Annotated in this window: 10 protein-coding genes and 1 pseudogene; 9 read left to right on the top strand and 2 right to left on the bottom strand. The window is 62.8% G+C overall.

The window, feature by feature from the left end; genetic code table 11:
- Both CXY75_RS05060 and CXY75_RS20405 read right to left on the bottom strand, forming a co-directional pair.
- Positions 1–622, bottom strand: a 622-nt coding sequence (locus CXY75_RS05060; protein WP_104081745.1) for an ABC transporter permease, incomplete at its 3' end; no start/stop codon positions are given.
- A 500-nt stretch (positions 623–1122) separates the two neighbouring features.
- Positions 1123–1898 (bottom strand): annotated as a pseudogene (locus CXY75_RS20405) (DDE-type integrase/transposase/recombinase); the annotation flags it as partial.
- Positions 1899–2349: 451 nt separating this feature from the next.
- Here CXY75_RS20405 and CXY75_RS05050 point away from each other — a divergent pair.
- From CXY75_RS05050 to CXY75_RS05015, 9 genes are all read left to right on the top strand, one after another.
- Positions 2350–2859 carry a hypothetical protein gene (locus tag CXY75_RS05050; protein WP_104081743.1) on the top strand — a complete coding sequence of 170 codons (510 nt, stop codon included), beginning with the start codon at positions 2350–2352 and terminating at the stop codon, positions 2857–2859.
- A gap of 838 nt (positions 2860–3697) precedes the next feature.
- Positions 3698–4891, top strand: a complete 1194-nt coding sequence (locus tag CXY75_RS05045; RefSeq protein WP_104081742.1) for a MalY/PatB family protein — start codon at positions 3698–3700, stop codon at positions 4889–4891.
- Positions 4891–6309, top strand: a complete 1419-nt coding sequence (locus tag CXY75_RS05040) for an O-acetylhomoserine aminocarboxypropyltransferase/cysteine synthase family protein (protein ID WP_369826674.1) — start codon at positions 4891–4893, stop codon at positions 6307–6309. Before CXY75_RS05045 ends, CXY75_RS05040 begins: the two co-directional genes overlap by 1 nt.
- A gap of 20 nt (positions 6310–6329) precedes the next feature.
- Positions 6330–6902 (top strand): hypothetical protein, encoded by a 573-nt coding sequence (locus tag CXY75_RS05035; protein ID WP_104081741.1) that lies wholly within the window; start codon positions 6330–6332, stop codon positions 6900–6902.
- On the top strand, positions 6902–8944 hold the full coding sequence (locus CXY75_RS05030) for an ATP-binding cassette domain-containing protein (protein ID WP_104081740.1): 2043 nt from the start codon (positions 6902–6904) through the stop codon (positions 8942–8944). Before CXY75_RS05035 ends, CXY75_RS05030 begins: the two co-directional genes overlap by 1 nt.
- Positions 8941–9903 (top strand): ECF transporter S component, encoded by a 963-nt coding sequence (locus tag CXY75_RS05025; RefSeq protein ID WP_104081739.1) that lies wholly within the window; start codon positions 8941–8943, stop codon positions 9901–9903. The genes CXY75_RS05030 and CXY75_RS05025 overlap by 4 nt, the downstream gene beginning before the upstream one ends.
- A 483-nt stretch (positions 9904–10386) precedes the next feature.
- Positions 10387–10614 carry a hypothetical protein gene (locus CXY75_RS05020; RefSeq protein ID WP_104081738.1) on the top strand — a complete coding sequence of 76 codons (228 nt, stop codon included), beginning with the start codon at positions 10387–10389 and terminating at the stop codon, positions 10612–10614.
- 139 nt (positions 10615–10753) lie between these two features.
- Positions 10754–11287, top strand: a complete 534-nt coding sequence (locus CXY75_RS19410) for a hypothetical protein (protein WP_146069375.1) — start codon at positions 10754–10756, stop codon at positions 11285–11287.
- A 3-nt stretch (positions 11288–11290) separates the two neighbouring features.
- Complete coding sequence (locus CXY75_RS05015) at positions 11291–12097, top strand: hypothetical protein (RefSeq protein WP_104081737.1); 807 nt, start codon at positions 11291–11293, stop codon at positions 12095–12097.
- Positions 12098–12208 lie beyond the last annotated feature (111 nt).

Genomic DNA, 12208 nt, shown 5'->3' with positions numbered 1-12208 from the left:
GTGTGGTCAGGCGGCCGAGGCCGACGAGAAGAAGATCAAGAATGAGGGCGAGCACAACAACGCCGATGACGCCCGTCAGCACGGATTCGAGGGAGTTGGCACCGCCGAGGCGGGAAAGGCCGGAGAAGATGAATCCGCCCAGGCCCGGGCCGAGGGAATATGCGGCGATCGCGGCGATTCCCATGACCATTTGGGCGGATACCCGAATGCCTGTGAGGATAATCGGCCACGCCATTGGCAGTTCCACCTGCAGGAGCGTACGGAACCGGCTCATACCGATGCCACGGGCGGATTCCACGATCGACGGTGCAATACCCGACAGTCCCACGACCGCGTTGCGCAGAATGGGCAGCGTAGCGAAGAACGCCACGACAATGACGGCCGGAGTGACACCGAAGCCGAGCGGCGCGATAAGCAGCCCGATGAACGCAAACGATGGAATAGTCAAGCCAATGGCCGACACCGAGTTGGCGACGCCGGTCAGAGCGGAATTACGGTACACGAGGGCGGCCAGCACGACGGCGATAACTGTCGCCAAGATCAGGCACTGCACGACGAGACTGAAGTGCTGCCAGCTGCTGAACAGGATCTGCTCAAACTGAGCCCCTAAAAAATCCCACACATCAAAACCCCTTCGCTTCGATCACACGTTGATCTACGGCCACCGGCACGGGCACAACTGGAGGCGCGGATGCGGAGCTGGATGGGGACGCGGGCTGAGAGCCGTAGGCATAGGTGTGCCCCCAGTCTCGCACGGCCAGCCTCAGATGAGTACAAGGCGACGTTACGGTTCAGTCACGTGCTCCGATCCCCGCGAATGAGGACGAGGACACGTGCATGACGCTGATCAGTACCGGGCTGCGCGTCTTCGAAGCCACTGCCTTGACCTGAGCCGGCCGGTGACTGTTCCGGCCAACCCTCGCGGGCTGCCACGGAAAAGGACGCGCAGACCCCATCACCCCGCTAATTTCGACACCTGTCGGACATGGCTGAGCAGGCGGAAACCTGCTCCAGACTGGGCCGAGGTCGACAGATCAGCACAAGGACACGCCACGGTTGAGCGGCGGTCAATCCCAACACGGGTCAAGCCGCGACCAAGCCTGGTGAGCTGATCGTGTCACAGTCCCAACACACACCGGTGCGGCTCATCGAGGACCGCATCCCCAGTCCGGTCGCCAGAGCCCGAAACTCGGCCGAGGCATACACGCTGCCGCGGTCGGAGTGCCAGATCGCATCAGGCTCGATCAGGGTCGTCGCAGCGGCGTTCCGCAGGCATTGGCGACGAGCTCTGATGCATATGATCGGCGATGGACCAGCCGACGACTTTCTGGGAATAGCAGTCGACGGACCAGCTCTGGCACGCATTCGGTCTGTTCGGCGGCAAGGTTGGCGTGGATTCGGCGGTATCCGTCGGTGCCGTCGGACTCCTCAAAAAAGTGTTGTATCCGGGAGACCAAGGCCTCTCAGCGGGCCGCGGTCGCGGACTGCGGCCGGATTGCCCAGTGGTAGAAACCGGACGTGGAGACGGCTAGCCAAAGACACATTTTCACCACCGAATCCCGGTTGGTGGGCTCAGATTTTTGGGAATCGATGTATTCGTACTTGCCCACTACCGCTGCGCCCGCGCGAAGTAAGCGCTGGCTTGTTTAAGAAGGCGGTCTCCGCCCGCAGCTCGTGAACTTCCCGCTCAAGTTCCTTCAGACGGGCCCGTTCCGACACCGCCACGTCCGCTTCCGTCCCGCCGTTGGCCTCACGATATTTGCCCAGCCAGTTCCGAAGCGTCTCGGCCCGACGCCACATGCGGTGGCGACGTCCTTGATCGGTGTGGACGTGTTGATCAACTCGCGGCACAGCTCGTCTGTGACGTCTCGGACGAAACGCCTACGCGCTGCGGTCATGCTGATCTCTACTTTCAGTGAACCCTCATTTTAAAAGGACCCACTGTCCGAGATATCGGTAGCAGGTCAGCCGCGTCGGCTTCGGCCCGTTCGGCCTCCGGCTTGCGGGCACGTTCAGGTCGGGTCAGGCATCACGGACGGTGCCATGGTCGTGCGATGTGCGTGTCCGCGCGGCGACCAGCGCTCGTGGCCCCTGTTCGCTGCATTGGCACGTGTCCAAACCAGGACCAACTTCCCAAACGCGTGCGGCGACGGCGTGGCGGTGACGGTGACGGTGACGGTGACGGTGACGAACACTAGCGGACGGCGCGCGCGGGCTCTCCGGTGGGCGTATCCCCGGTCCGCCGTTCCGCTGGCAGCGGAGGGAATGGCCGCCGGGCGGCTTTGCCGGCACCTTAAAACCCGTCGGTAGGCTACACGTACGGCCGCTGCAGGCCGATCGGGGGTCACAATGTCGTTGTCGCTTCAGCCCGAAGGTGCGCAGGCCGCAGACGCATTGCCGCTGCGGCCAATCGTTGTGCGCATCCGGCGCCTCGTTGTGCTTGCCATGCTCGCTGCTCTGGGGTACACCGCGTTCACTGCGGCCAGCAAGGGCTACTGCCCAGGTGGAGTGAACGCTGATGGCACATTTATCGATGCAGCCGGAAACGTAACCGAGCTGGCGCCGAGGTGCATTAACCTGACGCTCCAACCGAGTGTCGTTATCTATATCGGCATCTTCGCCATCGTGATCGGAGCGCTTACCTTCGTACTTCGCCGGGCAAGTGATGTTCCCGCCGCGCTGCGCTACCTCGACCGAGGCGCTGTCACGGTCGTGATTCTCGCTGTCACATCGGTCGCGATTAGCCAGATTTGGTTTGCGATGATTCCCATTACCGATTGGAATGGCAGCGGCACATTCTTCTACCCGTTCCCATTTGGTTCAGTCGATCTCACCATCACTCCGATGCAGACTCAATAACCTTGAGAACGCGATGAGGCCAAGGGCATCGCTTACCGAAGTTGAAGGGCACCCTGCCGCGTGGCACCCACCTGGGCGCAACCCCAACCTCCGGGAAGCAAGCTGATTGACGTTCGTCGGCTTGCTTCAGGCCCAGTCAGCGGTAGCGTGTGGTTTCTTTCACGCTAATCGTCCCGGTCGTCGTTCCCCGTGCGCAGCGATGAGAAGGTCATCCTGCGGCCAGGCATCATGCAGGATGATCTCGCTGGGAATCGCAGCGAATGTTAGTCTTTTGCAGTTCTAGCGCAGCCTCAAAGTCGCGACGATTTCATGCGGTCCCGCCGTGAGAAAGTATTGGTTGGTTGCCGGCACGGCCGTGCGCGATCGATGCTTACCGCAGAACCGGTAGCTGAGAGCTGGACGTGAAGTTTATCGTGATGAACATCGGCAGATTCTCGGTTGATGGCACGTCGAACTCGTACGTCGTGGGGGCCAAATCGTCTGTGCACGGGCCTTCGGTATCGACCGAGAATCCGAAGGTCATCGTCGCCAGATCCGCTGAGTCCACGTGCGGCGCACAACTCGAGCTGCCGGCCAAGATAATCGCCAGCCGCCCATCGACGAGTTTTACAAGTTAGCGCTCCAAGCACGTCCCCCGGCGCCCGCCCGTCCCGTAGAGGGTTCGACTTGCGGGCGCTTATCGTGAGCGCCGCGCCGCCAGCCGCAGCAGTTCGGGAGTCTGCAAGACCTCCGTCAGGGGTGATAACCCGCTGCGGCTAGCCACCGGCGGCATCCGCTCATGTGTCGAATATTTACGGACCTGTTCGCTTATTTGTGGCGGCTAGAACATGCTGTGGTCATGTCAGTCATCGAGGTCGCACCGCTGGAGCATATCCGGCGCGAGCGCAGCAGCGTCAAGTGGACTCGGTTTCCCGCCGACGTACTTCCCTTGTTTGTTGCCGAGATGGATTATCCCCTAGCTCCGCAAATCGTCGCGACCCTCGTGCAGCGCGTACAGGCCTCCGATACCGGCTACCTCGACGGCCCCGGCCCGCTCGCACCCGTCTTCACGCAGTTTGCGCTTCAGCGTTGGGGCTGGCAGGTCGACCCGAGCCACGTGCACCTCGCCACCGACGTGAGCGTCGGCATCGTCGAGGCCCTGCGGCTGGCAGTTCCGGCCGGCGGCCGAGTGGCGATCACCCCGCCGGTCTACCCGCCGTTCTACGAACTGGTGGAGGAGGCCGCGGCATCCGTTTTGGAAACGCCGCTGATCGAACTAGCTGACAGTTGGGCACTCGACTTGGCCGGGCTGGAACGCAGTTTCGCGACCGGCGTCGCTGCCTTTCTGCTCTGCAACCCGCACAATCCGCACGGGATTGTCTGGGAGCGGTCAACTCTGGAGGCGCTTGCCCGGCTCGCGGCCCAGTACGACGTGTTTGTGATCTCGGATGAGATTCACGCGCCGCTGACCCACCCCGGCACCACCTTCACTCCATTCGCACCGCTGGCCTTGGCCGCCGGCGCCCGCGCGGTTACCGTGACCTCGGCGAGTAAGGGCTGGAATATTGCCGGCCTGAAGTGTGCACTCGTCATTGCCGCCGATGATGCCACCAACGAGCTGCTGAACCGACTGCCCGAAGAGGTCGCCTGTCGCACCAGCATCCTCGGCCTGCACGCGAACATCGCCGCGTTCGGCTGTACCGACTGGCTCGACACTGCCATCGATCACATTGTCGCCAACGATTCTCTGCTTGCCGAATTACTGTACGAACATCTGCCCGCCGTGATTTACCACCGGCCGCGCGCCAGCTACCTTGCCTGGCTGGATCTGCGCCAGCTGGGCCTCGGTGACAACCCGTACCAGCGCATTCTCAACGACGCCCGCGTCGCCCTCAACAACGGCGAGAGCTTCGGCCTCGGCGGAGTTGGTTTCGCCCGCCTCAACCTGGCCTGCTCGCCAGACACTCTGCGCGAGGCCGTCGCTCGCATCGCGGCGCTCGTCGCGCGGGTTCAAGCCGCTTCTGCCGCTTTCCCGACTGCGGCGGCCGGCTGATGACGACAACGGATGCCCCGCTCCAGCCCGACACCGACGCACCAGTGAGTTTCATGGCCACGCCCGCACCAGCATCGACTTCACTGAATTCTGACGCCACCGAGGTGGTCGCGCCGATCACCGATTGGGACACCTTCAGCTTCGACACCCGCCAAGTGCACGTGGGCGAGTACGCCGACGAGAACCGCGGCGCGCGCATTCCACCGCTCACCCTGAGCGCCGGCTATGTCTTCGACTCCTTCGACGACGGAGCTGCCCGGTTCAACGGCGGATCCCGCGAACCCATCTACTCCCGGCAAGGCAATCCCACCAACGCGGTTGCTGAACAGCGCCTGGCGTCGCTGGAGGGCGGCACGGCCTGCGTCGCCGTGTCGAGTGGACAGGCAGCGATCAGCGCCGCCCTGTTTGCCCTCGCCGAATCGGGTGAGCACATCGTCTCGACCGCGAGCATTTACGGCGGCACACGCATTCTGCTCGGCCGGAGCTTTCGACGCATGGGCATCGCGGTGGACTACGTGTGGGACACCGACTCCGATGCCGCCTGGGACGCGGTGATCCGGCCGGAAACCAAGGCGATCTTCACCGAAACCATTCCGAACCCGCGCAACGACGTCGTCGACATCGCCCGCGTTGCCGCCGTCGCCCGCCGCCACGGCATTCCGCTCGTCGTCGACAACACCGTCGCCACGCCGTACCTCATTCGCCCGTTCGAACACGGCGCCGACATCGTCGTGCACTCGACCACCAAGTTTCTCAGCGGCCACGGCGCCGGCGTATCGGGCGCGGTCGTTGACGGCGGCACCTTCGACTGGGCGGCGAGCTCCCGCCGCTACCCGCTGCTGACCGACTCATTGCGCCCCGGCCTGCCCTCGCTGCTCGAACGGTTCGGCCCGGCCGCCTACGCCCAATACGTGCGCGAGGCCGTCGTCAACGATGTCGGCCCGTCGCTGTCGCCGTTCAATGGGTTCTTGCTGCACCAGGGCATCGAAACCCTGTCGCTGCGCATGGAACGCCACGTCGACAACTCGATCGCCCTCGCGCACTGGCTCGAAGAACAGCCAGAGGTCGAGGTCGTCGACTACGCCGGCCTGCCGAGCAGCCCGCTGCATGAGATCGCGCAGACGTACTACAACGGTCGCACCGGATCAGTCTTCGCCGTCACCGTCAAGGGCGGCACCGAGGGCGCTCGCGCCTTCACAAACGGCCTGCGGGTGTTCAGCCGCATGACCGGAATCGGCGACACCCGCTCGATGGTGCTGCATCCGCTCACCACCACCCATGCATCGTTTGCCCCCGATCTGAACGCACGCCTCGGCATCACCGCCGGAATGCTGCGCCTGTCGGTGGGCATCGAAGCGCTCGACGATCTTTTGCTCGACCTCCGCGGGGGGCTCGACCGAGTCGCCGGCATCCTCTAAACGCTAGGTATTCTGAATTCATGAACCGCACTGCGCCATTTTTTACCGCGCCCATTTTCTCCCGCAGCACGGGTGCCCGCACCTCGATGGCGCTGGGCGCGCTCGTTCTGCTCGCTGCACTGAGCGGATGCGCTCCCGCTGATTCCGGCTCGTCGGTCTCACCTGCCGCGACCGCTGAAGCTTCCTCGGCCGACTGCGCCGGCGTCGCCGTCGTCGTGGACTTCGGAACGCTTGACGCTGCCACGATTACCGAGTGCGTCGACGCGACCAAGGCCATCGCTGCGAGCGAGACCCTCGCAACGACGGGCACCACGACCGAGGGCAGCGTGGAATACGGCGACGCCATCGTCTGCCGCGTCAACGACCGCCCGGCCGCCGACGAAACCGTCGTGGTCGAGGGCCAGGAATCCTTCAGCGAATCCTGCGCCTCGATGCCACCGGCTTACGCTTACTGGGCGCTCTGGGTGAAGGCTACTCCCGACGCCGACTGGGCCTACGCCCAAGAGGGCATCGGCACACTCGAGGTCGAACCCGGCCAGTCAGTGGGACTCGTCTACACGACCGGCACTGAAACGCCGACGCCCGGCAGCTAGTGTTTCGCCTGCGCCTCGCCCCGCTTCTCGCGGCAATCGTGCTCGCGGTGGGCTTCGTTTCGCTGCGGATCGTCTACCGCGTGGTCTTCGGTGGCGTCGGCGCAGGCACCGGCCCGGTGCTCCTGGAGCTTCCCCGGCTCCGACTCGACGGGCCGTTCAGCCACATCTCGCTGCTGGGCCCGATCACCTTGGTCGGTCTCGGCAATGCCGCGCTCAGCGCACTGCCGGTCGCCGCCATCATCGTGTTCTTCGGCCTGCTGAACGCGGTCATCAACGTGCAATCCCTGTTCGCGCGCGGTGCCGGTCGCGGCCCGCTGCGCGCCATCTCCCGTTCGCTCGTCATCGCCTGGGCGACCTTTCCGGCGTTGCTGGAGTCGGTGCGCCGCGTGCGCGTCGCCCGCTCCCTGCGCGGAGAACGATCGATCGCGTCGTTGCTCGTGCCCATTTTCGAGCAGACAATCGAGCGCGCGCTCGCGTTGGCCGCTTCGATGGAAACCCGCGGATTCGCGGCGACCCGCTTCGCAACCGGCGTGTGCGAGGCACCGGTGGTGCTCCGGGATGTCGGATTGAACTTCGGTGCTGTGCCTGACAAGACAAGCTGGCACCTCGACGCGCTCAACGTTACCCTCAAGCCCGGCACTCTCACCGTTATCGTCGGCGCGACCGGGTCAGGCAAGACCAGCCTGCTGCACAGCATGAGCGGGCTGTTCCAACACTTCTATGACGGAACCCAAAACGGGCGGATCGACATTGTCGGCGCCGATCGGGCCTCGACTCCCCCGCGTGACACGGCCGGTTTCGTCGGACTCGTAGCGCAAAACGTTCGGCTCGGCTTCACGGCGGAAACCGTGCATGACGAGATCGGCTTCGCCCTGGCCGTGCGTAACGTCACCCCGTCCATCGTGCACGCCCGTATTCTCGAGGTCGCCGCTCGGCTGAAGATCGAACACTTGGTCGACCGACCGATCGAGCGGCTCTCAGCGGGTGAGGCCAGCCTCGTCGCGATCGCCGCCGCCCTCGTAAACCATCCCATCCTGTTGCTCGTCGACGAGCCGCTCGCCGACCTCGACACGGTCGCCCGAAACCGGGTCTGCGCCGTGCTCGGCCAGCTCGCCCACGAGGCCGACGTCTGCGTCGTCATCGCCGAACACAACACGAAGGAGTTCGCTTCCATAGCGGATGCCTGGCTCCAGATTCGAGGCAGCCGGCTGCACCAGCTCCCCGCCGATTCGCCCGCCGATTCGTGGGGCAGCGCACTGCCATCTTCCGGGAGCGGTCCAGGCATCGCAACGGCGGCGCAGGGCGCTATACGGGATATCAGCGCTGTGCCTGCGGTGCCGCTCGCGAGCATCCGTCTGCTGAGTGTTCGGCACAAAACCAATCTGGTCGTCAACGACGTGTCCGTCGAGGTGCAGGCGGGCGAGCTCGTGGCCCTGCGCGGCAGCAACGGCGCTGGCAAGACCAGCCTGCTGCGGGCGATCGCGCTGCCGACATCTGCCGACACCGTCATCGTCGCCGGGCAAGATGTTCGATCCCTCAAGCGGCGAACGCGCCGGCAGACCGTGGCGCTCGTGCCCGAGAACTTCGACGACCTGCTGTTTGCGATCACCGTGGCCGAGGAATGTCGCCGCGCTGATCGAACGCTGCGCGAACCGAATTTTAGGCGCGCTCTTCCCGCCGCTACCGATACCGAACGCAGCACCGCAGCTCTTTTTGCCCATCTGCTCGGCTTCAATGCCCCAACGGATGCCGCGCCGCTGTTGCAGCGCCACCCGCGCGACCTCTCCGCCGGCGAACGGCTCTGCCTCGTTATGGCCATTCAGCTCGCGGCCCGGCCCGCCCTACTCCTCGTCGACGAACCCACTCGCGGCCTCGATCAGGTTGCGCGCGCACTCGTGAGTGCGGCGCTGCTCACGGCTACCGGTGCAGCCTCAGCGGTCATCTTCGCCACCCACGACGACGACTTTGCGCAGGACCTGGCCACGCGCAACCTGCACATGCAGGCCGGGCGGCTCGCCGCCCCGATCGAGGTGCTTTCATGACCAACGAATCAACCACGACCCGCGCGAACGCAACCGCCGCCGGCAACGTCAGCGACGACGACGTCGTCGGTACTTTCGCCGACGAGGCTCCAGATGCCCAGAGTGCCCCCGACGCAGGGATCGCATTCAGCGACCGCCCCCGCGAACGCGCAGATCAGGCACGGCCACACCGCAGCATCCGCTGGACGAAGTGGATTCTCGGTGCCGGCAGCCTGCTCGCCGTCTCCGCGTTCGCGTGGCCGTTCTTCGTCGGGGCCGTGCCGGCAGACGCGCAGGTCGCCGTTCCGATCGTGGCGTTCGCGCTCATCCCGGCACTAATCGTGGCCCTCGCGCTCACCCTCGACCGCGAGATGTACACGGCGCAAACTGTCGCGCTGCTCGGAGTACTCTCGGCCGTCGGCGCCGCGGTGCGCATCGCCGGCGCCGGCGCCGGCGGGGTCGAGGCCGTGTTCGTGCTGCTCATCTTGGCCGGACGCGTCTACGGAGCGCGCTTCGGTTTTCTGCTCGGCCTGCTCACCATCGCGGTCTCCTCGGCGCTCTGGGGCGGCTTTGGCCCGTGGACCCCGTTCCAGATGTTCGCGTGCGGCTGGGTCGCTGCCGGCGCCGGGCTGCTCCCACGCTGGCAGAACGCTGCACGGCGAGAGTCTTCCGGCCAGCGGATGCGCGCCAACCTCGAAATCGCCCTGCTCGCCGCCTACGGCGTAGTCGCGTCCTACCTGTTCGGTCTCATTATGAACCTCTGGTTCTGGCCTTTCGTGGTGGGCAGCGGCACCGGCATTTCCTACGAAGCCACCGCCGACCCCGGCCAGAACCTCGCCTCGTTCGCGCTCTACTCACTCGTCACGTCGACCCTCACCTGGGATACGGTACGCGCCATCACGACCGTGGTCGGTATCGCCTCAGTCGGCCCGGCCGTGCTCGCGGCTCTGCGGCGAACGAAGATTTCCCTACGCAGTTGACCGAGCGGCCGCGGACCCGTTCAGGCAAACCCCGCCGGGACGACGGTGCGTCAAGCCGGTCCGAGGGCAGATGTTGAGCTACAGCGGGGGGCCAGCACTCGCGTTCGACCGCGCAGTAATGAAGGACTCGAACGAGCCGCTTAAACTCTCACTGCCTCATCTTCCTTGACAAATTCCGAATGTCTTGTCGCAGGTTTCCTGCCGTCAGGAGATAATCGCACTGAACAGGGATGGCGGGTTGATGCTCCGCTACCCCCGAACACATCGCTGCAGGGGCTTCCCCTATCGAGCTGATCTGTCCGTGAAACTTTTTATTTTTTTATAGTTGACGAAACTGGATTCTCAGAATAGACATTGGTAGTTGAACCGATACGGCTCGCGTTTCTGTGGACCGGCGCGCTTAATTATGAGCGGCCGCCGGTCATCCTGAATTCACAGTGAGAGCGCGTCGAGACGACTCCGAGCCCGAAAGACGGAACGCACATGGCTATCAGCCTCACCGATCTCGAACTCTCATCCCTCGACAGCCTCATCACCCCTGTCGACCCCCATGACGACTGGGTGGTCACGGACGGCGGTTCGGCTATCCGTTGCGACACAGAGGGTATGAGCCAAGAGCTTAAAAAAGTTCCCGTCGAGAACCGATCGGCACAGACGTTGGAGGTACTTCGGGCCTACCACGCGAACGTCAGTGCCGCACGATCGAAATGACCCGAACTCTGCGTCGTATTCTCAAATCATCAACAGCTGCGTGCTACCAGAATCGGTGAATAATCCCGCCACAAGTTCGTTCGTCAAGTCGCCTCCGTTACAAGCCGTTCGCCGACCGATTCGATCTGAGGAAGAACACATGATGATTGATGTTGCAAGCTCCGTTTTCGGCGTGATTGGAATCGTCGTTTTCTCTATCTGGTTTTTACTGTCGATCGTATTTCAGAAAAATAATCGGCTCAGCCGGCTAACAACACGGTTTGACCGTTTCACTCTCATACCAAAATGGTCATTTTTTACGCCAGATCCCGGCGCAAGTAACTATCACTTTGTGTATCGCAGTCGCGGCGCTGAAACGAGCGTCAGTCCATGGTTGGAGTTGGATCTATCCCCGAGAGGATTTTTCTTTCCCCTCTGGAACCCTCGAAAGCGCTACCGAGAGGGCATGATCGAATTGTTTCAGCTACTGGCACTTTCCAGTATCAGCTGCTCTGCAGAGCGGCTACAGTTCACCGCGCCATACATAATCTTGCTTGACGTTGCGCGCAAGCGACTCGGAAGTCCATTGTCGTCTCAGGCGTTCTACCAATTTGCCTTGGTTGAAACACGCGGTCCTAGCGAAGCTTCTGTGCCACTCGTTCGTTTTTATTCGCTGACTCACCCGGTGTCATAAGCCATGTTGACAATCGAAAGCGCCGCACGAATCACCGCCGTCATCGTGGGCATAGGAATTCTTCAAGGTTCTTTGCAACTGCTTTTGAGTTTGAAAGAATTCGTCTCGAGCGGTCTGTTCGACTGGAATAGCAGACAGGTCCTCGCTGGGTCACACGGTACGTCACGTGGATGGATGGTCGGGCACAGCGGCTCAGTGTGGCTGCGTATTGTCGTGATTGCCCGAATCGTCTGTTCCATAGCGCTAATTATTCCGTTTCAAAGCAACCTGCTCTACGCCAGTTACGCAACGATCATTTTGCTATCAAGCCTTTTCCTGGCCTATCAAATTCGCTATGGTAAAGATGGATCCAATCAAATATCGTTCATCATCCTTGCTGGCTTGGCATTCACCTTTTTACTCCCAACGTCGAGTCCTTTTCAAGCCGTGGGTTTATATTTCATCGCGGCGCAGGCCTTGTTGGCATATTTCGCGGCAGGAATATCGAAGATATCCAACGCACAGTGGCGTCAAGGATCAGCGCTGCAAAGCATTCTCAACACCGCTACTTATGGACACTCCACGGCCGCAGCCGTACTTCGTAGACGGCCTTGGCTTGGAGGCTTCGTCGGATGGTCAGTTATCGTCGCGGAGATCATTTTTCCCGTAGCTCTTATAGCTCCCCCTGGCGTATTGGTAGCGCTGCTTTTTACCGGGGCCATGCTCCATCTCGGAACAGCCGTACTGATTGGCCTCGACACTTTCTTTTGGGCTTTCACCGCGACATTTCCGGCGATCATCTTCGTGAACGGAGTGTTCCTCGGGAGATAGAACAGCAGTGAAGGTGCGCAGGGTGACGCGTTTGCATGCGCGCAGTCGTTGATTCGCTCTTGACTGCTTCGACGCGTGCGCCGCCATGCCGTCAAGCGATCTTGGGCAACG

The organism is Cryobacterium sp. Y11, assembly GCF_002929535.1.
In the GTDB taxonomy this organism is placed as follows: Bacteria; Actinomycetota; Actinomycetes; order Actinomycetales; family Microbacteriaceae; genus Cryobacterium.
Note: the sequence above shows the minus strand (reverse complement) of the source record. Positions and strands in the feature narration are given on the sequence as shown.

Excerpts from the sequence above, each read along its gene's own strand:
- CXY75_RS05040 (WP_369826674.1), top strand. The coding sequence starts at position 4,891 with ATGACGACAACGGATGCCCCGCTCCAGCCCGACACCGACGCACCAGTG.
- CXY75_RS05025 (WP_104081739.1), top strand. The coding sequence starts at position 8,941 with ATGACCAACGAATCAACCACGACCCGCGCGAACGCAACCGCCGCCGGC.
- CXY75_RS05050 (WP_104081743.1), top strand. The coding sequence starts at position 2,350 with ATGTCGTTGTCGCTTCAGCCCGAAGGTGCGCAGGCCGCAGACGCATTG.
- CXY75_RS05015 (WP_104081737.1), top strand. The coding sequence starts at position 11,291 with ATGTTGACAATCGAAAGCGCCGCACGAATCACCGCCGTCATCGTGGGC.
- CXY75_RS05035 (WP_104081741.1), top strand. The coding sequence starts at position 6,330 with ATGAACCGCACTGCGCCATTTTTTACCGCGCCCATTTTCTCCCGCAGC.
- CXY75_RS05020 (WP_104081738.1), top strand. The coding sequence starts at position 10,387 with ATGGCTATCAGCCTCACCGATCTCGAACTCTCATCCCTCGACAGCCTC.
- CXY75_RS19410 (WP_146069375.1), top strand. The coding sequence starts at position 10,754 with ATGATGATTGATGTTGCAAGCTCCGTTTTCGGCGTGATTGGAATCGTC.
- CXY75_RS05045 (WP_104081742.1), top strand. The coding sequence starts at position 3,698 with ATGTCAGTCATCGAGGTCGCACCGCTGGAGCATATCCGGCGCGAGCGC.